At 70.3% G+C, this 19567-nt stretch carries 19 protein-coding genes, 1 tRNA gene and 1 riboswitch; all 20 genes read right to left on the bottom strand.

Annotated features, from left to right (window positions below; genetic code table 11):
• Positions 1-4 precede the first annotated feature (4 nt).
• Positions 5-853 carry an alpha/beta fold hydrolase gene (locus tag AC3DE3_RS00180; protein WP_271800061.1) on the bottom strand — a complete coding sequence of 283 codons (849 nt, stop codon included), beginning with the start codon at positions 851-853 and terminating at the stop codon, positions 5-7.
• A 26-nt stretch (positions 854-879) separates the two neighbouring features.
• Complete coding sequence (locus AC3DE3_RS00175; RefSeq protein ID WP_271800060.1) at positions 880-1707, bottom strand: 8-oxoguanine DNA glycosylase OGG fold protein; 828 nt, start codon at positions 1705-1707, stop codon at positions 880-882.
• A gap of 50 nt (positions 1708-1757) precedes the next feature.
• On the bottom strand, positions 1758-4631 hold the full coding sequence (gcvP, locus tag AC3DE3_RS00170; protein WP_488368594.1) for an aminomethyl-transferring glycine dehydrogenase: 2874 nt from the start codon (positions 4629-4631) through the stop codon (positions 1758-1760).
• A gap of 177 nt (positions 4632-4808) precedes the next feature.
• Positions 4809-4907, bottom strand: a riboswitch (glycine riboswitch).
• A gap of 34 nt (positions 4908-4941) precedes the next feature.
• Positions 4942-5481, bottom strand: coding sequence for a MerR family transcriptional regulator (locus AC3DE3_RS00165; protein ID WP_235027748.1), 540 nt, complete (start codon positions 5479-5481; stop codon positions 4942-4944).
• Positions 5482-5831: 350 nt separating this feature from the next.
• Positions 5832-6332 (bottom strand): bifunctional nuclease family protein, encoded by a 501-nt coding sequence (locus tag AC3DE3_RS00160; protein ID WP_259820363.1) that lies wholly within the window; start codon positions 6330-6332, stop codon positions 5832-5834.
• An 82-nt stretch (positions 6333-6414) separates the two neighbouring features.
• Positions 6415-7149, bottom strand: a complete 735-nt coding sequence (ftsR, locus tag AC3DE3_RS00155; RefSeq protein ID WP_260487412.1) for a transcriptional regulator FtsR — start codon at positions 7147-7149, stop codon at positions 6415-6417.
• Complete coding sequence (odhI, locus tag AC3DE3_RS00150) at positions 7146-7565, bottom strand: oxoglutarate dehydrogenase inhibitor Odhl (RefSeq protein WP_259820362.1); 420 nt, start codon at positions 7563-7565, stop codon at positions 7146-7148. The genes ftsR and odhI overlap by 4 nt, the downstream gene beginning before the upstream one ends.
• A gap of 122 nt (positions 7566-7687) precedes the next feature.
• Positions 7688-8092 carry a glycine cleavage system protein GcvH gene (gcvH, locus tag AC3DE3_RS00145; RefSeq protein WP_260487411.1) on the bottom strand — a complete coding sequence of 135 codons (405 nt, stop codon included), beginning with the start codon at positions 8090-8092 and terminating at the stop codon, positions 7688-7690.
• A gap of 48 nt (positions 8093-8140) precedes the next feature.
• Positions 8141-8905: a CDP-alcohol phosphatidyltransferase family protein gene (locus tag AC3DE3_RS00140; RefSeq protein ID WP_488368593.1), complete on the bottom strand. Its 765-nt coding sequence runs from the start codon at positions 8903-8905 to the stop codon at positions 8141-8143.
• Complete coding sequence (secA2, locus tag AC3DE3_RS00135; RefSeq protein WP_488368592.1) at positions 8902-11199, bottom strand: accessory Sec system translocase SecA2; 2298 nt, start codon at positions 11197-11199, stop codon at positions 8902-8904. The genes AC3DE3_RS00140 and secA2 overlap by 4 nt, the downstream gene beginning before the upstream one ends.
• Before the next feature lie 87 nt (positions 11200-11286).
• Positions 11287-12426 carry a hypothetical protein gene (locus tag AC3DE3_RS00130; protein ID WP_260487409.1) on the bottom strand — a complete coding sequence of 380 codons (1140 nt, stop codon included), beginning with the start codon at positions 12424-12426 and terminating at the stop codon, positions 11287-11289.
• A gap of 115 nt (positions 12427-12541) precedes the next feature.
• Positions 12542-14143, bottom strand: a complete 1602-nt coding sequence (locus AC3DE3_RS00125; protein WP_488368591.1) for a polyamine aminopropyltransferase — start codon at positions 14141-14143, stop codon at positions 12542-12544.
• 22 nt (positions 14144-14165) lie between these two features.
• On the bottom strand, positions 14166-14618 hold the full coding sequence (locus tag AC3DE3_RS00120) for a DUF350 domain-containing protein (RefSeq protein ID WP_067715773.1): 453 nt from the start codon (positions 14616-14618) through the stop codon (positions 14166-14168).
• A 43-nt stretch (positions 14619-14661) separates the two neighbouring features.
• Positions 14662-15081 carry a DUF4247 domain-containing protein gene (locus AC3DE3_RS00115; RefSeq protein ID WP_185950568.1) on the bottom strand — a complete coding sequence of 140 codons (420 nt, stop codon included), beginning with the start codon at positions 15079-15081 and terminating at the stop codon, positions 14662-14664.
• Positions 15078-15683: a DUF2617 family protein gene (locus AC3DE3_RS00110; RefSeq protein ID WP_488368590.1), complete on the bottom strand. Its 606-nt coding sequence runs from the start codon at positions 15681-15683 to the stop codon at positions 15078-15080. Before AC3DE3_RS00110 ends, AC3DE3_RS00115 begins: the two co-directional genes overlap by 4 nt.
• Entirely contained in the window at positions 15680-16306 is a 627-nt protein-coding gene (locus AC3DE3_RS00105) for a DUF4178 domain-containing protein (RefSeq protein ID WP_488368589.1), read from the bottom strand. The genes AC3DE3_RS00110 and AC3DE3_RS00105 overlap by 4 nt, the downstream gene beginning before the upstream one ends.
• A gap of 174 nt (positions 16307-16480) precedes the next feature.
• A tRNA-Pro gene (locus tag AC3DE3_RS00100) sits at positions 16481-16554 on the bottom strand.
• A gap of 71 nt (positions 16555-16625) precedes the next feature.
• Entirely contained in the window at positions 16626-18092 is a 1467-nt protein-coding gene (gene der / locus AC3DE3_RS00095) for a ribosome biogenesis GTPase Der (protein ID WP_260487405.1), read from the bottom strand.
• A complete protein-coding gene (gene cmk / locus AC3DE3_RS00090) occupies positions 18089-18808 on the bottom strand; it encodes a (d)CMP kinase (protein WP_260487404.1) in 720 nt (239 codons plus the stop codon). Before cmk ends, der begins: the two co-directional genes overlap by 4 nt.
• Positions 18805-19563, bottom strand: a complete 759-nt coding sequence (locus AC3DE3_RS00085; protein WP_260487403.1) for a pseudouridine synthase — start codon at positions 19561-19563, stop codon at positions 18805-18807. Before AC3DE3_RS00085 ends, cmk begins: the two co-directional genes overlap by 4 nt.
• Between the last annotated feature and the right edge of the window lie 4 nt (positions 19564-19567).

The raw sequence follows: 19567 nt of genomic DNA, 5'->3' as shown, positions 1-19567 counted from the left end.
ACGGCTATCCGATCCGGGTCAGGACCTCGCGGGCCACCACCGCGGGGGCCTGTTCCGGTAGCCAGTGGCCCAGGTCGTCGAGTGGGACGAAGCGGTAGTCCGCCGTCACCCTCGCCGCCGTGGCCTCGGCCCCGCTGCGGGCGACCGCCGGATCCTGCCCGCCCCACAGGAATGTGGTGGGGACGGCGACGTCGGGGAGGTCGTAGCGCCGCATCGCGCGGTACCAGTGGAGAGCCGCGGTCAGGGCGGAGCGCTCCCCGAGCACCTCGAGGTGCCTGTCGACCAGGTCGGACGGAACCTGCCCGGCGAACATGCCGCGCAGTCGACGGGCATCGTCCTCGAGGAGTACGTCCTCGGCCTTGCCCTCCTGACGGAACAGTCCGAAGTAGGCCGATCGAGCCTGCTGATCGGGATCCGTGTAGATCGCGTCGGAGAACGCCGCGAGGTGCGGGATGGAGACCGCCGTGAGGCTGGCGACCCTGTCGGGGTGGTGGGCGGCCACCCACCAGGCCACGGACGCCCCCCAGTCATGCCCCAGCACATGGACCCGGTCGAGCCGGAGACTGTCCACCACGGCGAGGGCATCGGCCGACAGGTGCTCGATGGCGTAGCTTCGGACATCATCCGGACGCGCCCCGGACGAGTACCCGCGCTGCATCGGGGCCACCACCCGGACTCCCTGACCCACCAGGACCTCGGCGACGCTCCCCCATTCCCAGGCCGACTCGGGAAACCCGTGCAGGGCCAGAACCGTCCTGTCCGGATCGGCATCGGGCCCTCGGGCTTCCGACTCCCACACGAGGACGTCGAGCGTCCCGGCCGAGACATCCACGGTCGTTCTCCGGGGTTCCATGGGGCGGACACTAGCGCGCAAGGTGGTCAGCGCGGGCCGGTTCCCCGAGGAGCCCGGGCAGACGCTCCCGGGTGGTGGGCAGCCGCCCGCCGGTCATGCCAGTCCGTGACGAGCCACATTTCGACCACCAGCGGGTCCACGCCCGCCTCGTGCGCCCATGCCGCGACCACATCCAGGTACCGCTGGTATCGGCGCGGGGTCAGGCGGGAGGCCGAGTCGACCTCGGTCCAGCCGGCGTGGATCAGGGTTCCGATCCCGGCCGGATCCACCGGCACGATCCCCGGCGCCGACCACGCCATGCCCAGCGAGGACAGGTAGAGCGACGCCAGGGGGTACCCCAGGTCCGGTACGCCGCGACCTGCTCGACCCGCAGGGGCGCCGTGGCGCAGGAGGTTCATGGCCTCGACTGGTGCGTCGAGCCAGTCCACCACCTCGTGCAGGACGAGGGGATACCCGTGGGAGGAGACCGAGATCCGAGCATGCAGGTCGCGCTCGGCGATGCGGAAATCCGGGAGCCCGCGCCGCATCCCCGATCGCGTCGGGTGACCCGAGAGCCACGCGGCGCACATGTAGAGCGCGACGACCGACTCCTCCAGGCTCCCCCGCGCGCGGCGACCCGCCGCCCACAGGTCGCTCCTACGGAGGTAGCCGGACCCGACCTCGACGCGTCCGCCGTCCGGGCCCCCGGCGACCAGACGGAGGTCGACGCGCTTCTCCGCGAGACGGAGGTTCCACAGGTCCAGATCGATCTCGACGTACTCGTCGGCTACCACCAGCGCGGGAGGCTGGGCGCGACACCACTCGCGGCAGGCCGCGGGGAGAGCGGGGATCGGGTGGGGTCCGGTCGTCGTCATGCACCGCACGGTGTCATGCGGGTACGACAACGCCGGACCCCGGCGCCGGTTCAGTCCTGTGCGAACGCGTCCAGCGGCGGGCAGGAGCAGACCAGGTTCCGGTCGCCGTAAGCTCCGTCGATCCGACGGACGGCCGGCCACACCTTCGGGCGCCAGCCCGAGCCGAGCGGGTACCCGGCGACACTGCGGGGGTAGGCGTTCGTCCACTCGTCGGCGGACACGCTCTCGGCCGTGTGGGGCGCGCCCCGGAGCGGGTTGTCGTCCACGGTCCACTCCCCGGCGGCGACCCGGTCGATCTCGGCGCGGATGGCGGCCATCGCGTCGCAGAACGCGTCCAGCTCGGCCAGGTCCTCGCTCTCGGTCGGCTCCACCATGAGGGTGTTGGGCACCGGGAAGCTCATGGTGGGCGCGTGGAACCCGTAGTCGGCGAGCCGCTTGGCCACATCGTCGATCGAGATGCCGACCGAGTCGATGAGCGGCCGCAGGTCGAGGATGCACTCGTGGGCGACCCACCCGCCCTCACCGGAGTACAGCACCGGGAAGTGCTCCCCGATACGCCGGGCCAGGTAGTTCGCACTGGCGATGGCGGTGAGCGTGGCCCTGCGCAGGCCGTCGGCTCCCATCATCCGGACGTAGGCCCAGGTGATCGGGAGGATCGACGCGGACCCGAACGCGGCCGACGAGACCACGCCACCCGAGCCCAGACCGTCCTCGTGCGGGTGCCCGGGCAGGAAGTCGCGCAGGTGCTCGGCCACCGCGACGGGGCCGACTCCGGGCCCGCCGCCGCCGTGCGGAATGCAGAAGGTCTTGTGGAGGTTGAGGTGGCTCACGTCGCCCCCGAACCGCCCCGGCCGCGCCACCCCGACGAGCGCGTTGAGGTTGGCACCGTCGATGTACACCTGACCACCGGCATCGTGGACGATCGCGCAGATGTCCTCGATGTCGTGCTCGTACACCCCGTGCGTGGACGGGTAGGTGATCATGATCGCCGACAGCTGGGCGGCGTACTTGTCGACCTTCGCGCGCAGATCGTCGACGTCGACGTCGCCGTTCTCACGGCATGCCACGACGACCACCTTCATCCCGGCCATGACCGCCGACGCGGCGTTGGTGCCGTGGGCGGAGGACGGGATGAGACAGACGGTCCGGTCCTCGTCCCCGCGCGAGCGGTGGTAGGCCCGGATCGCGAGGAGCCCGGCGTACTCGCCCTGGCTCCCGGCGTTGGGCTGCAGGCTGACCGCTGCGTACCCGGTGATGTCGACGAGCCACTGCTCGACATCCGAGACGAGTTCGCGGATGCCGGCGTTCTGGTCCGCCGGGGCGAAGGGGTGGAGCCGGTTGAACTCCGGCCACGTGATCGGCTCCATCTCGGCGGTCGCGTTGAGCTTCATGGTGCAGGACCCCAGGGGGATCATGGTCCGGTCCAGAGCCATGTCCTTGTCCGAGAGCGCGCGCAGGTAGCGCAGCATCGCGGTCTCGGTGCGGTACCGCACGAACGCCTCGTGCTGGAGGAACGCGCTCGTCCGGTCACCGTAGCCCGGATCCGCCGAGATCTCGGCGGCCGATCCGGCACCGAACGCCTCGAGCACGATCCCGATGTGCTCCGCGGTGGTGGCCTCGTCGCAGGAGACGGACACCGTGTCGTCGTCGACCTTCCACAGATTCACGCCGCGGGAGGCGGCGGCCGCCAGCACCTCGTCGGCGCGTCCCGGGACGCGTGTCAGGACCGTGTCGAAGAACTCGTCGTGGACGACGTCGATCCCGGCGGCGCGCAGCCCCTCCGCCAACGCATCGGCGTGGGCGTGCACCCGGCGGGCGATGGCCGTGAGGCCCTCGGCACCGTGGTAGGAGGCGTACATCGCGGCCAGAACCGCCAGGAGGACCTGGGCGGTGCAGATGTTGGACGTCGCCTTCTCCCGGCGGATGTGCTGCTCACGGGTCTGGAGGGCGAGCCGGTAGGCGACCCGGCCGTCGGCGTCGGTCGACACCCCGACCAGGCGCCCCGGAAGGTTGCGGGCGTGTGCGCTGCGGCACGCGAGGAAACCGGCGTGCGGCCCGCCGAAGCCCATCGGCACCCCGAAGCGCTGGGTGGTGCCGAAACACGCGTCCGCACCCTTCTCCCCCGCGGGGGTCAGGACCGTCGACGCCAGCAGGTCGACACCCGCGGCGACCATGGCGCCCCGCTCGTGGCATTGCTCGATGAGCCCGGACACGTCGGCGACACGACCGGACGCGCCGGGGGTCTGCACGAGCGCCCCGAAGAACTCTCCCTCGGGCAGTCCGTCGTCCACCAGGTTCGCGGTGACGATCTCGATACCCAGGGGCTCGGCGCGGGTGGCGAGGATCGCCGCGGTCTGGGGGAAGATGTCGACGTCGACGGCGAAGCGGGGGCTCTTGGAGGAGCGGTTGGCCCGTCGCAGCATCGTCATGGCCTCGGCCGCGGCCGTGCCCTCGTCCAGCATGGAGGCGTTCGCCATGTCCATACCGGTCAGGTCGGAGACCATCGTCTGGAAATTCAGGAGCGCCTCGAGACGGCCCTGGCTGATCTCCGGCTGGTAGGGGGTGTAGCCCGTGTACCACGCCGGACTCTCGATGATGTTGCGGATGAGCACCGGCGGGGTGAGCGTGTCGTAGTACCCCTGGCCGATCATCGACACGGCGACGGTGTTGCGGTTCGCGAGTTCACGGAGCGCGGCGATGGTGTCCGCCTCCGACAGCGGCTCCGGTAGCGCGTCGATCCCCTCAGCACGCCCGTCCGCGCCCACCTCGTCGAGGATGACCGACGGGACGGCCCGCTCGGCGAGCTCGTCCAGTGAGCTCACCCCGATGGTGTCCAGGATGCGTTCCAGGCCGTGGGCGTCGGGACCCAGGTGGCGGGCGACGAACTCGCCTCCGGTCCGGGAGATGTCGGGGGTCGTCGTCACAGGTGCTCCTCAGGTGGCGGGGCCGCCCGGACAGGCGGCCTGCGGGCCGGTGCTACCCTCTCCGCTCTGTCCCCTGCCGGACGGGTGCCGGCGCCTGAGAGATTCACCGGACTCGCGAGGCGAGCCCGGCTTTCCCCGTGGGCGGGTGGTCTGTTCCACCGCTCTCCAGAGGCGTTAGGCGACTACACGGTCCGGGTGCCTGAGAGATTCTCGGAGAGGAGTTGCTCCTTCGGCGCCCACGGCCCGTAGGCCGCGGAGCTCTCCCGTGAGTCGCGTGAACGCACGGCCGAGTCTAGACCACCCGAGCCGATCAGCCCGTGCGGCGTGAGGCGCGTGCGCGCCGACGGGCCGCCAGTTCGTCCTCCACCGGCGTCAGGATGTCCTCCTCCGACACCGTCTCGGCGGGGAACTCGGCGATCGAGCCGGCGAGCTCACGCATCGCTCCCCCGATCCCGATCCCGAAGACACCCTGCCCGCCCTGCAGCAGGTCGAACACCTCCTCCTTGGAGGTGCACTCGAACACGGTGCGGCCGTCGGAGAACAGGGTGATGGTCGCCAGATCCTCCACACCACGTGAACGGATCTGGTCCACGGCCTTGCGGATGTTCTGCAGTGAGATGCCGGTGTCGAGCAACTGCTTGACGATCTTCAGGACGAGGATGTCCTTGAACGAGTAGAGGCGCTGACTACCCGACCCGGCCGCATTGCGGATCGAGGGGACGACCAGATCGGTGCGCGCCCAGTAGTCGAGTTGGCGATAGGTGATCCCGGCGATCTGGCACGCGATCGGAACGCGGTACCCGCTCGTGCCGTCCGGGATCCCGTCATCGGGGAACAGTCCGGGCTGCACCTCGTCGAACGACGCCTGGGTGCCGTCGACTGGGGCCCTGAAGAGACTCTCCGTGTTCGTATCGGCGACGGACGGCTCCGAGACCCGGGTGTGGTCGGCCACGATTGCTCCCTCAAGCTGCGGGTGTCGCCACGAACGTGGCGGCACGGTACCGGGCTGCGAAGCCCGGATCCTGGACGCGTGAACACCATCGGTGTAGTTCACTGAGGGCAACGCTATGCCCGCCGGGGGCCTCGATCAATAGGACACGCGGTAAACCTCAACCTCAAGTTGAAGTTTAGAGTCTGCCCTGACCTGCGCTCTGGTAGTGAAGTGACCATTGGGACCACCAAACTTGCAGGTCACAGGCTTCAGGAGGGTGACCCGCCCGGCTCCTTCGGCGCTTCCGGCCCGCCGAGGAAATCGTCCGGGTTCACCTGGTCGAGGAACTCACGGAAAGCCTCGACCTCTTCCTCGCCCTGCTCCACGAGTGAGATCCCCACCTCGTCGAGGACCTCCCGACTGACGAGTACCGGCGAGGAGGTCCGCAGTGCGACCGCCACCGCGTCGGACGGGCGCGCGGACACCCGGGTCTCGCCGAACACCAGTTCCGCGAAGAACGTCCCGTCGGACACTCCCACGATCTCGACCTGCTCAAGCGGATGCGAGAAGGTGTCCAGCAGCGTGGCCACCAGGTCGTGCGTCAGCGGCCTGCTCGGCTGCACCCCCTGCTGTTGGAGGCTGATCGCTGCGGCTTCGGCCGCCCCGATCCAGATCGGCACGTACCGACCACCGTCCTTCTCGTGCAGGATCAGTACGGGTGCGTACTCCGGCTCCTCGAAACGGACGCCGACGATGTCGACCTCCCGCATGTTCTTTCCCATGTCCTCCGCCTCTCCCACGTCTCTCAGCGTAGCCCCGATCCGCTCCACGGCGGGCGGGCGCCGACGCCCGTCAGGACTCGAGTGCGTGCCGCACGGCGACGGTGACCAGGGTCGAATGGAGCGCCACCGACAGTGCCGCGATCTCCCGCGCCAGTTCCGCAGCCCGATCCCGGGCATCGGCATCACCTTGACGGGCCACCGGGCCGGCGATCTGCGTGATCAACCCGGTCTGTCGGTCGGCCGCCGTGCGGAAACCCCTGAGGTGGCGAACGTCCACCCCGTGCCCGGCCAGATCGTGCGCGGTCCGCGCCACCAGGACCGCTTCCGGGTCGAAGAAGCCGCCGGGCCCCGCCGCGATCAGGCCGGCGTCGATCAAGGCGTCGACCAGAGCGGCGTCCACCCCGGACTGCTCGACCACGTTCTCGCGGGTGAGCCTCTTCAGGGTGTCGCTCCGGAAATCGTCCGGGGCGGAGCCGGGGACGCCGTCCTCACCCGACCGGGGTCGCAGCGCGGTGGTCGACCCGTCGGCGATGCCGGCGTCCAGTGCGTCGAGTTCCTGCCGGATCACCTTGAGCGGCAGGTACCGATCGCGCTGGGCGGTCAGTACGTACCGCAGGCGCTCGCGGTCCTCGACGCTGAACCGCCGGTATCCGCTCGCCGTGCGCTCAGGGGTGACCAGCCCCTCGTTCTCGAGGAACCGGACCTTCGACACAGTCAGGTCCGGGAACTCCGGACCCAGAAGTGCGATGACGCCCCCGATGGAGAGGTACTCCTCTTTCGGGGCGCCCTGTCCGGCGGCGGTCACTGCCCGGGCGTACCCGTCAGGAAGACGAGGCGGAACTTGCCGATCTGGACCTCGTCGCCGTTGGACAGCGACGCCGAATCCACGGGCTCACGATTGACGTAGGTGCCGTTCAGCGACCCCACGTCGACGACCGTGAACGTCTCGCCCTCGCTACGGAACTCGGCGTGCCGCCGGCTCACCGTGACGTCGTCGAGGAAGATATCGCTGTCCGGGTGTCGTCCCGCAGAGGTGGTGGCCTGGTCGAGCAGGAATCGCGACCCGGCATTGGGGCCGCGCTTGACGACCAGCAGGGCCTGCCCCTCGGGGAGGCCCTCGACACCGGTGACGGCGGAGTCGGACTGCGCCGCCTGCTGGTCGGATTCGTTGAGGAGCTCTGCACGGAACACGGAGGTGGTCTCGGCGGTCGCCTCGGGCATGTTCTTGTTCTCGGTCACGTTCGTATCTCCTCGTCCGAGCCCAGCGAGGGGCTCACCGTGCGGTGCAGTTGATTCTATGTCGGGGACCCCGGCCGCGGGGCCGGGGGGCGGCGACTACCCGCTCAGCCCTCCGTGATCTTGGCGTACCCGTCAGAGTCGAGTGTCTGCTCGAGCTGGCTCTCCAGGTCGTCCACGTCGGCGATCTCCAGGACGACGATCCACCCCTCACCGTAGGGATCCGAGTTGACCAGTTCGGGCGAGGTCTCGAGGGCGGTGTTCACCTCGACCACCTTGCCGCTGAGCGGCGCGTACAGGTCGGACACGCTCTTGGGCGACTCGACCTCGCCGAAGGATTCTCCCGACTCCGTGTCCCCTCCGACCTCGGGGAGCTGGACGAACACGATGTCTCCGAGCTTGGACTGCGCGTACTCGGTGATCCCGATGCGCACCCGGGTGTCCGACACCCGCTCCACCCACTCGTGCTCATCGGTGTACCGGAGCTGGTCGGGGATGTTCTGATCGCTCACTGACGCGCCCTTCTCGAGTGGCTCACTTTAGAATTCCATCTGGCGACATTACACACCGTCGGGCACCCCCACATCAGCCGATCGGGCCCCGCGTGGGGGAACCGCCCGCGCGATCCGCCACGCCTGCCACACGTAGATGCCCCCACTCCACGCGTACAGTCCGACGCCCCAGTACAGGCACGCCTCCCCCACGAGCTGGAAGGCCTGTCCACCCGGCACACCGGCGTGGCCGGCCAGCAACAGCGGGAGTGACCAGAACAGGGCGAAGGTCGCCGCCTTGCCCAGGTAGGTGACCTCGGGTACCAGACCGCGCCGGCGGTAGACCGGAAGAGTGCTCGTCAGCAGCAGGTCCCTCGCGATGAGGACCACCACGATCCACACGGGGATGAATCCCGCGACCGCGAAGGCCACCGGCACGGCGGCGACGAGGATCCGGTCCGCCATCGGGTCCAGTCGCTCGCCCCAGGTCGAGCGCATGTTCCACAGACGCGCGATCTTGCCGTCGAGCCAGTCCGAGACGACCAACACCCCGAGCAGCCACAAGGCCAGGGGTGGGTCGTCCCACGCCAGGATGCTCAGGATGAGAACCGGGATCAGCGCGATCCGCCCGAGCGAGATCGCGTTGGGCAGCGTCCAGAACCGATCGCTGACCTCCGGTACGCGGGCCGGCGATTCGGGGCCCAGGCCCGGCGGGACCGCCGCGGACAGGTGCCCGTCGCGGGGAGGCGGGATCCTGGCGCCCAGGACCTTGCCCTCTCCGGTCCGCCACTCCCGGAGGTCGGTTTCCCGCCTGCCGTCGCGCGCCGCATTCATCGGAACGTCGACATCATCCCGGAGAAGACGTTCCCACCGGCGGCCATCGGATTGTCGTGGACCATGTAGGTCCAGGTCGAGGTGGGACGCGCCATGGAGTTGGCCTCGAGGTCCACCCCGGAGTCGGTGAACTCGATCTCGGAGAAGGTCGCCTCGGATTCACGGACGGCGTCGGCGGCGAGGTCCCGGAAGTGGTCGATCGCGATCCGATGGAACTCGTCGAGGGGGTTCTCACGTCCCAGTGCGCGGAGGTGGATCGACTCCCGGACGTCGTTCATCGTCTCCAGATGCCGGGCCCAGCCCCGGTCGAGATGCCACAGCATGATCTCTCGGCAGCCCTGCACCACCGCCTCACGGCCGTGCTCGTCCACCAGCGCGTCACCCCGCGCGGGATCGTGTGCGGTGAGTTCCTCGAAGGCCCTGTCCGTACGCAGGAGCGCAGAGCGCCGCTCCGCGAGGATGTCGCGTTGCTCGGCGAGCAGCCGACTGTAGCGCCAGGTGTTGGCGTGGATCTCCAGCATCTGCCCCTCGGTCACCCGCTGGGCGTGATCGACGGCGTCGCGCCCGCGATTGCCCTTGAGCAACCCGGACATCCTGTCGTGGCTGGTCGGGATCTTCTCGGGTTCGAGCGCCGACGTCACCACGGGGTCGTCCATGGCGGCGAAGAACACCGAGCTGCCCGGGTCGCCCTGACGCCCCGCCCGTCCCCTGAGCTGGTTGTCGAGCCGCTCGGTCCGGTGCCGTCCGGTACCCACCACGTGGAGACCGCCGAGTTCCACGACCTCGTCGCGTCGGGCCTCGTCGGAACCGCCGAGGCGGATGTCCGTCCCGCGCCCGGCCATCTGGGTGGAGACGGTGACGTTGCCGACGTCACCGGCCTCGGCGATGATGGCCGCCTCCTCCTCGTCGTTCTTGGCGTTGAGGACCGAGCACTCGACCCCCTTCTCGGCGAGCCGTGCGGCCAGTTCCTCGGACTCGGCCACGTCGTGGGTGCCCACCAGGACCGGCTGACCGGTGGCGTGGACAGCAGCGATGTGTTCGACCAGCGCGCGGGTCTTGCTGTCGGTGTCGATGTAGGTGCGGTCGGCCTCGTCGAACCGGATGTTCGGGGCGTTGGGGTCGATCCGGGACACGCCCAGGGAGTAGAACTCGCGCAACTGGGCACCCGCCGCCAGCGCGGTGCCGGTCATCCCGCACACCTTGTCGTACCGGCCGATGAACGCCTGGACCGTGATGCTGTCCAGGATCTGCCCCGCCTCGGACACCGTGACGCCCTCCTTGGCCTCCACGGCGGCCTGGAGCCCGTCCGGCCACCGCTGGAGCTCGGCCACCCGTCCGCGGGATGCGTTGACGAGCTGCACCCGTCCGTCGCGGACGATGTAGTCCACGTCCCTACGCAGCAGGAAGCACGCGTGGAGCGCGACGTTGACCTGGACCAGGGTCGTACCGACGTGGTCGGCATCGTAGAGGTCGGGGATGCCGAGCTCGGTCTCGATGGCCTCGGCGCCGTCGTCGGTGAGGAAGATGTTGCGGCGGTCGGCGTCGGTCTCGTAGTGCCGACCCGGTCGCAGCTTGCGCACCGCGGCCAGGACCTCACCTGTCGGCGCCTCCCCGGAGGTCGAGCCGGCCAGGACCAGCGGCACGAGCGCCTCGTCCACCAACACCGAATCGGCCTCGTCCACCAGGGCCACGTCGGTGGTCGGGGCGATGAGATCCGCGGGGTCGGTCACCAGCTGTTCGCGGAGGACGTCGAACCCGATCTCGGAGACCGAGCCGTACGTGACATCGCAGGAATAGGCGATACGTCGCTCGTCGCGCGTCGAGGACTCCGTCACGTGGCCGACCGAGAGCCCGAGCATTTCGAACATCGGCCCCATCCAGCGCGCGTCCCGGGCGGCGAGATAGTCGTTGACCGAGATGACGTGCACCGTGTGGCCCTGGAGGGCGTAGCCGGCGGCGGCCACCGCCCCCGAGAGTGTCTTGCCCTCGCCGGTCGCCATCTCGACGACATCGCCGGCGAACATCCGCAACGCTCCCTGGAGCTGGACGTCGAACGGCCTCAGACCGACGGTCCGGGTGGCGGCCTCCCTCGCCAACGCGAGGAACCGGGCGAGATCCTCGGGCGGATCACCGAAGAGCTGCAGCCCGTGCGCGGCGTCCGCGAACTCGTCGTCGTCCAGTCCTGCCGCCCACTCGTCGAACCCGTGCGACATCTCGACCGCGCTCTGCGCGCGCGAGGTGTCGCGTCCCTGGGTGGAGCCCATGAGCTTCCAGAAGCGGTTGGCCAGTCCCACGCGTGGAGTCCTTCCCGGTGACGAACAGATGCTCCCACCGTACGCAGGCGGGACGCCGTCGGGGACGCGCCCCTCCGGTCGCGGCGTCTAGCGGTCGGGGTCGATCTGGCCGCGCAACCTCCGCATGGCCTCCGTCGAGAGCATCCGGTCACCCGCGCGCGCCGCCAGATGCTCGGCCGCCACATCCGCCGGGGAGGGACGGTAGGGGGTCGAGGGCGACGCCACACCGTTGTCACGGGCGATGCCGGCGAGACGGTCCGCCTCCGCCACCGCGGCCTCGGCCCGCGACTCCACCGACTCGACGAGCTCCCGGAACGCGACCGCCCTGTCGACGACCTCCGCCCACACCTCGTCGATGGAGACGCCCATACCGGTCAGAGTGGTGAAACCGTCGCTCGCCGGCGGCACCCCGGCCGTGGCCGCGGCCTCGCGCAGTCGGCACAGATCCCCGGCGAGGCCGACCACCTCGGATTCGGCGTCGAACTGCAGCCGGATCTCCTCCACCGACCGTCCGCCCCGCGAGTACGCGCGGTACAGACGGTCGTACAGACCACCGACCTCCATGAGGGTGGCCGTGTACATCTCGGGAATCCGACGCCGGTCCGCGCGGATGTGCGGGAGCGAGGGAAGGGACTGCACCACCGACTGCACCCGTGGTGGCAACACCACCCGGCCCATCTCCCGCTGCCCTCTGGCCGCTGCGACCGTCCCGAGCTCCGCGAGGGTCCGGGGCACGAGCGGGACGGGGGCCATGGTCGGCGTCGATGCCAGGGCGTCGAACAACCGGCCACGGTCATCGGTGTCAAGGTGCACACCGCGCCGCCGGTCGGCGCGGATGTCCTTGACCCGGAAAGCCCAGACGCCGGAACCCCGGGTGAACCCGGTCCGCAGGACGAGGTACTTCCGGTCGAGATCTGCGAGTCGGGTCCGCAGCGCCATGCGCAACATGGAGGGCACCGGGGTGCCGAGGATCCGCCTCAGATCGTGGCGCTGCTCCTCGATGATCCGGACCTGGTGGAATCCGTTCACCGTCGGGAACGGCAGATTGCGGTGCATCCGGGACAGGACGACGTCGCCGATGCGGGGTTCGATCAGCCCGCAGGCGACGAGCAGAGCCGCCCGGTCGGACAACTCCGCCACCGGGGCCTGCCCCTCCCCCCGGCACATGCGGTCGATATCGGACACGATCCGGTCCCGTGCCGTCTGTGGCGTGCGCTCGTCGGCCATGCCCCTCCTCGCCCGCGCGTCCGGCGCGCGGCTCTTCTCACGGGATACCTATCGGTTACAACGGTAGGCCCCGGCCCCGTGTTCCCCCGCGGGTGGCAGGCCGGCTCCGCACCGGTCAGCGTTCATAGCCACGTCGGGCGTCATCGAGGATCCGGGGCCGGTCGAGCGTGGAGGGCTCGAGTCGCATCGGGGCCACGTCGCGACCGAACCGGCCGGCTGCCTCGAGGGTCCCCTGGTCGAGGTATCGCAGGCCGGTGACGTCGGGCCGCAGTCGGAGATCCGGGACGTCACCGTCGGCCGAGGCCAGGACGAAACCCCAGTCCCCGAACGTCGGGACGTGAACGTGATACGGGGTCGTGCCCCATCCCGCGGAATCCACTGTCGACACCGTCCGCCAGAACTGCCGCGGTGTGGAGAACGGGCTCCCCGATTGGACGACCATGAGCCCGTCATCGCCGGTGACCCCGCGCACGAGGCCGTAGAACTCCTCGGAATACAGGCGGGACAGCGCGGCGTTGCGCGGGTCCGGCAGATCCACGAGCACCGCCCCGAAGCCGCCCGGCGGCACCGCGCCGTCGCCGCCCCGGCGCAGCCACGCGAAGGCGTCGTCGACCACCACCTCGACGCGCGGGTCGTCGAGGGAACCCCGGTTGTCCGCGCGCAGCTCGGTGCGGGCGATCTCCAGCACCGCCGGGTCGAGCTCCACCTGGACCACTCGCCGAACGCCCGGCACGGCCAGGAGGTCTCGGGCCGCCAGACCGTCGCCGCCGCCGAGTACCAACACGTCGGCGGGCCGCTCGGCCATCGCGGGCTGGACCAGCGCCTCGGTGTACCGGTACTCGTCGAGACTCGAGTACTGGAGCGTCCCGTCGAGGTACAGACGGCGGTCGGTGCGGCCGTTGTACCTCGCTCTGGTGACGACGATCTCCTGGTAGGCGGACTGGGTGTGGGAGAGCACCGGGTCCGGGTACAGCTTGGACCGCGACCACTCGGTGACGTCGTCGAGCGTGACGAGCAGCGTGCCCAGCAGAGCCGCGACCAGCGCGAGCGACAACGCCGCTACGGCGGTCTGTGTCCGGGTCAGCAGACCCCGCAACGCGAGCGCGAGCAGCACGGCCGCGGCGGCCACGTTGACCACCCCCGTGATGGCGGCGGCCTGCTGCATCCCGAACGACGGCAGGAGCAGGAACGGCCACAGCAGTCCCCCGACGAGCGCCCCCAGGTAGTCGGCGGCGTTGAGATCGGCCAGTACCCGGCCGGCCTCGGCCGACCCGGTCCGGCGGCCGGTCTGCAGCAGGGACATGAGCAGTGGCACCTCTGCGCCCACCAGCACGCCGATCGCGGCGGTGGCCACCACCAGCGTCACCAACGACGCCGAGTCCGACCCCAGGGTCGTGAAGGTCACATAGAGCGCCGTGGCCGACGCCCCACCGACGAGCCCCAGCGTCGCCTCGACGGCGATGAAGCTCGACGCCGGGCGGTCGACGAACGGCTTGGCCAGCAATGCGCCGAGGCCGAGGGCCGCGACGTACCCGGCCACCACGAGACTCGTGGCGACGATCCCTCCGCCCTGGACCGTTGTCGCGAGCGTGAGGAGGGCGAGCTCGTAGATGAGCCCGCAGGCGGCGCACGCGGCGACGGAGGCCAGCACGACCGGACGCCACCAGCGGCCGGCGCGCGGCGGGGATTCTCCGGCGGGGTCCACCTCCGTCGGCACGGGAACCGCCGTGCCGACCTCGTCAGGCAATGGCGGCCGCGTTCACGGCGGAGACGGCGAGGAGTGTGGCCGCCACGGCGAGTGCGGCGGTGCTGAACCGCGGCGCGCCGACGAGGTCACGGAACCTGCCGGGGACCAGCAGTTCGAGGATCACCAGCGTGACGGCCTGGAAGATCACGCCGAGCAGGCCGTAGACGGCGACGTCGATCAGGCCCAACACGAGGGAGTCCGAGGCGTTGGTCATCACGGTGACGACGATGATCGCGAGGGAGAACGCCGAGGACACGAACAGCGCCGCGGCGTTGGGACGGTGGTCGACGAACACGTGGTGGCGCAGGCTGCCCGGCGTCAGCAGGTCGAGCATGACGAAACCCAGCGCGAGGACCAGGGCGCCGACGCCGAAGTACGCCAGCGACACCCCGATCCCGTCCAGGAGTTCGGGTACGTGGTCGGCGGTTCCGGCGGCGATGGTCACCGTGTCTCCTCGGGGTTCGGGTGGTCTGTGGGCGTCTCGTGGGTCACTTCACGCCGACCCCGCCGGAGCTGCCCCCGGCGGACCGCGCCGGGCTGCCCGGGCCGAAGGCCCCGCCGAGGAAGATGAAGCCTCCGGAACGGAGCGTGCGCGAGTTCTCGTCGAGCTGGACGCGACAGGCGAGATCGCCGGAGCGGCCGACGACGATCATGTCGTCCCCGTACCTCAGGTACCGGGTGTCCTCGTTCAGCTGGTCGGCGTCCGGCCGCTCGTGGTTGCTGATGTCCCTCGCCGTGGAGTCCCGGTCGCCCCGGCACTCGTAGGTCTGGGACGCGCCTGCCACCGGGGTGTAGTTCTCGCGGACGTAGCGCACGGCGTTCGTGCCGGACCCCACCAGGACGAGGCCCAGCAGGACCGCGCACAGTCCGGCGACGAGCGCGATGATCCACCCGCGGTAGGGCTTCACGAGGCCACCCCCTCTGCAACGTCCACCCCGGCGCCGGCCAGCCCGGCGACGTGCACCCCGGCGACGTGCAACCGGGACGTGGTGGCGACGACGTCGCCACCGCTCTCCCCGGAGTCGTCTCCAGCCGGGTAGAGATGCCAGGTGTCCCACGACCAGCCCGTGTCGTCCGGCGTCGGAGCCACCACCGTGAGCGCCCCCTCAGAGCCCGGGAACCGTCCCGCGAGCACGGTCGGATCGGCTGCCGCGAGCGCGGTCAGTCGCTCCACGACCGCCCCGAAGTCGGCGGCGGCGAGGGTCTCGGTGGTCCCGCGCAGATGGTGGACACCCCACGAACCGGGAAAGGACTCCTCGGCCGGCAGAGGCGCCCCGCCGTCGGCCGTGGCGCGGCAGGACACCTCCTCGGTCATCGCGTCGCGTCCGTCGATCATCAGCGTCACCGCGTGTGATGCCCCGAGGATGGACAGGCGTAGAGCGATGTCGAGTGCGGGGTGCTCGAGAACGGTGGAGACGAGGGCGTTCCGCTCGGGCGTCACGCCGACCCGGTAACCCAGTGCCGCGGCCGCCACATCACTCGGTTCCGTGGCGAGGTCGTGGACGGTCACCGTCTGTAGTCCGGGTCACCGGCGACGGGGGGCGCCGGGTAGACGGTCAGCTCACCCCGGGACATCGGGCGTCCGGAGGAGACCTCCCAGCCGGCCCCGTCCCAGTCCTCGAAGGACAGCAGCGAGCTGCCGTCCCCGGTACGCATGTCCTGGTACCGCATCCGGCCGCGCTCGGGCAGACCGGTGGTTCCCTCGCACGAGTACTCCGCCTCACCCGACTCCTCGAGCCGATGGACCCGATCGTCGACGATCACCTCGGATCCGGGGCTGACGCCGAGTCCCTTGCGGGTGTTCCACCAGGTGAGCTCGAGGGTTCCCTCGTCCTCCTCGACGCCCAACCACTGCGCTCCGTCGCCGCCCTCCAGGAGATGCTCCCACCAGACATACGGGCCCTGGCGAAGGGTGATCGAGCCGCGGACCACATAGTCGATGCCGCCGTAGGAGACGATCGCACCGGGGCCGAGCTCTCGCGGGCCGAAGCCGTGGACCGGCCGGTCGGCGGCGAGCGGGTCGAGGCGGGGTCCGGCCGCCTCGGGCTTCGTGCCGCCCCGTGCCTTGACGATGATCCCGACGACCGCGATCACCGCGACCACCAGCCCCGCTATGACGAGTAGCTCTCCCACCGCGCGCTCACTCCTGGATCGAAGACTGACGGTCGACCCGGGTCGCCGTTTCGTGACCAGGCCAGGCTAACGCACCCCGGATTCTGCGGACGTGACCCGCCGCTTGAACCGAAGTGAACCGCGGAAATGGACTCAGGGCCGGTCCCCCTCTCGGGAAACCGGCCCTGATCTGTGTCGGGCTGACAGGATTTGAACCTGCGACCCCTTGACCCCCAGTCAAGTGCGCTACCAAGCTGCGCCACAGCCCGTCCGCCACCGCGGCTCGCGCGGCGACTGGATCAGACTAGCGCACCGGTTCCGTCTGACTCCAATCGGCAGGTCACTGGCGTTGGCGGCGCTCCTTGACCCGGACGTTCACCCTGACCGGGGAGCCGTCGAAGCCGAAGGTCTCGCGGAGACGACGCTCGAGGAACCGGCGGTAACCGGCCTCGAGGAACCCCGTGGAGAAGAACACGAACGTCGGCGGCCGGGTGGTGGCCTGGGTGCAGAACCTGATCCGCGGCAGGCGCCCGCCTCGCATGGGCGGCGGAGTCGCGGCGACTACCTCGCTCATCCACGTGTTGAGGGGCCCGGTGGGGATCCGCTTGTCCCACGAGTCGAGTGCGGTCTCCATCGCGGGCACGAGCTTGGCCAGGGCGCGCCCGGTCCTGGCCGAGATGTTGACCCGGTGGGCCCAGCTCAGCACGCGGGACAGTTCGCGGTCGATCTCCTTGTCGAGGTCGTACCGTCGGTCCTCGTCGACCAGGTCCCACTTGTTGAACGCGATCACCAGCGCACGGCCGGCGTCGGCGACCATCGAGATCACCCGGAGGTCCTGCTCCGTGATGGGCTCGGAGGCGTCGAGCAGGAGGACGACCACCTCGGCCGCCTCGATCGCTCCGCGGGTGCGAAGTGAGGCGTAGTACTCGTGACCGTAGGCCTGGTTGACCTTGCGGCGCAGGCCGGCGGTGTCGACGAACCGCCAGGTGCGTCCGCCGAGCTCCACGAGTGAGTCGACGGGGTCGACGGTGGTGCCGGCGACGTTGTCGACCACCGAGCGCTCCTCGCCGGTGAGCTTGTTGAGCAGACTCGACTTACCGACGTTGGGCTTGCCGACCAGCGCGACACGGCGCGGCACGTTGGTGGCCTCACGCATCCTCGCCTTGGACGGCAGTTGCCTGAGGATCTCGTCGAGCAGGTCCGCCGTGCCCCGCCCGTGGGCGGCGGAGATGGCGTGGGGCTCGTCGAGGCCGAGTGACCAGAACTCGGCCGCCTCGAGTTCGGCCTTCTCGCTGTCGACCTTGTTGACGGCGAGGATGACCGGCGTCGAGGACCGCCGCAGGCTCTTGGCGACCGTCGCATCGGCGGCGGTGATACCCACCGTGCCGTCGCACACCAGCACGATGAGGTCGGCGGTGCCCATGGCGATCTCGGCCTGCTGGGCGATGGAGCGGTGCATGCCCTTGGCGTCCTGCTCCCAGCCACCGGTGTCCTGCACCATGAAGGTGCGGCCGTTCCACAACGCCTCGTAGGAGACCCGGTCACGGGTGACGCCGGGGACGTCCTCGACCACGGCCTCGCGGCGACCGATGATGCGGTTCACCAGGGTGGACTTCCCGACGTTGGGGCGCCCGACGATCGCGACGGTGGGCAGGATCTCCACGCCCTCGGTGACCGCCCCGATCTCGTCGGCGAACTCCGCGGCGACCGCCTCCCAGTCGGTGTCGTCGTTCCAGCCGTCCTCGATGGTCTCCTCACCGGGACCGGCGGGCAGGTCGAAGTCGGGGGTCTCCTCGTTGGTGGTCACAGTGCGTTCCCTTCTGCGGTGGCGCCGTGCGACGCGTGGATTCCCTCGGCGAGCGCGACCAGGCGGTCGAGCACCTCGTCGAGGGTGAGGTCTGAGGTGTCGATGACGACGGCGTCGTCGGCGGGCCGCAGCGGGCTCGCGGCGCGAGTGGAGTCCTTGCGGTCGCGTTCGATGACGGCGGCCAGCACCTCGTCGTAGTCGGCCTCGCGGCCGGCGGCGAGGTCCTGGTCGGTGCGGCGCCGGGCGCGTACCTCCGGGCTGGCGGTGAGATAGACCTTCACCTCGGCGTCCGGCAGCACCACGGTGCCGATGTCGCGACCCTCGAGGACGACGGTGCCCCCGCTGGAGGCCAGCCGCCGCTGCAGGAGGACCAGGTTCTCGCGGACCTCGGGTACGGCGGAGACCGCCGAGACCTCGGCCGTGACGCGGGCGGTGCGGATCTCGTCGCTGACGTCCTCACCGGCCAGCAGGACGCGCTCGGTGCCGGCGTCGGTGCCGATCTCCAGCGGGAGGTCGGCGGTCGCGGCGATCACCGCGGTGGCGTCCTCCGGGTCGATCCCGGCGCGCAGAACCTGCAGGGTTGCCACCCGGTACATCGCGCCGGTGTCGAGATAGGCGCCGCCGATCCGTCGGGCCAACGTGCGGGCCAGGGTGGACTTCCCGGTGCCGGCCGGGCCGTCGATCGCGATGCGTCGACGCGCGGTCGGGGCGCTCACAGGCCGACCGCCTCGTACAGATCGGAGACCTCTTTGCGGCCCAGCTTGCGGAAGGTACCGGCACGCTGGTCGCCGAGCGCGACGGCCCCGAAGCGGGTCCGGACGAGCGCCTCGACCGGGTGCCCAACCTCGGCGAGCAGTCGCCGCACGATGTGCTTGCGCCCCTCGTGGAGCACGACCTTGACCAGCGAGCGCCCGTCGTGGACGTCGAGGATCGAGAACTGGTCGACCTTGGCTGGTCCGTCCTCCAGGGTCACCCCGGCGCGCAGCTGCTTGTTGACGCCCTTGCCCACGACGCCGGTGACGGTCGCCATGTAGGTCTTGGACACCTCGTAGGACGGGTGCATGAGACGGTGCGCCAGCTCGCCGTCATTGGTCACCAGGAGCAAACCCTCGGTCTCGGCGTCGAGACGCCCGACGTGGAACAGTCGCTGCCCGGCGTCCACGCGGTCCGCGACGAGGTCGCCGACGCACGGCCGGCCCTTCTCGTCGGACATGGTGGTGTGGTAACCCCGGGGCTTGTTCAGCGCGAGGTAGACCAGGGTGTCGTCCAGGACGATGCGGGTGCCGTCCACGCGGATGACGGCGGTCGCGGGGTCGACCTTGATGCCCATCTCGCGCACCTTCTTGCCGTCGACCTCGACCCGTCCGCGGGCGATGAGCTCCTCGGAGGCGCGGCGGGAGGCGACCCCGGCCTGGGCCAGGATCTTCTGTAGGCGGACCGGTGCGCCGTCTCGGCCAGCGGATTCAGTCATGAAA

The organism is Dietzia sp. IBK-p2-16D (genome assembly GCF_057773085.1).
Note: the sequence above shows the minus strand (reverse complement) of the source record. Positions and strands in the feature narration are given on the sequence as shown.

Bases quoted from the DNA above. Each gene is read 5' to 3' on its own strand.
- AC3DE3_RS00140 (WP_488368593.1), bottom strand. From the start codon at position 8,905: ATGAATGCGGCGCGCGACGGCAGGCGGGAAACCGACCTCCGGGAGTGG.
- AC3DE3_RS00180 (WP_271800061.1), bottom strand. From the start codon at position 853: ATGGAACCCCGGAGAACGACCGTGGATGTCTCGGCCGGGACGCTCGAC.
- AC3DE3_RS00130 (WP_260487409.1), bottom strand. From the start codon at position 12,426: ATGGCCGACGAGCGCACGCCACAGACGGCACGGGACCGGATCGTGTCC.
- odhI (WP_259820362.1), bottom strand. From the start codon at position 7,565: ATGCCCGAGGCGACCGCCGAGACCACCTCCGTGTTCCGTGCAGAGCTC.
- AC3DE3_RS00085 (WP_260487403.1), bottom strand. From the start codon at position 19,563: ATGACTGAATCCGCTGGCCGAGACGGCGCACCGGTCCGCCTACAGAAG.
- AC3DE3_RS00160 (WP_259820363.1), bottom strand. From the start codon at position 6,332: ATGCGGGAGGTCGACATCGTCGGCGTCCGTTTCGAGGAGCCGGAGTAC.
- AC3DE3_RS00175 (WP_271800060.1), bottom strand. From the start codon at position 1,707: ATGACGACGACCGGACCCCACCCGATCCCCGCTCTCCCCGCGGCCTGC.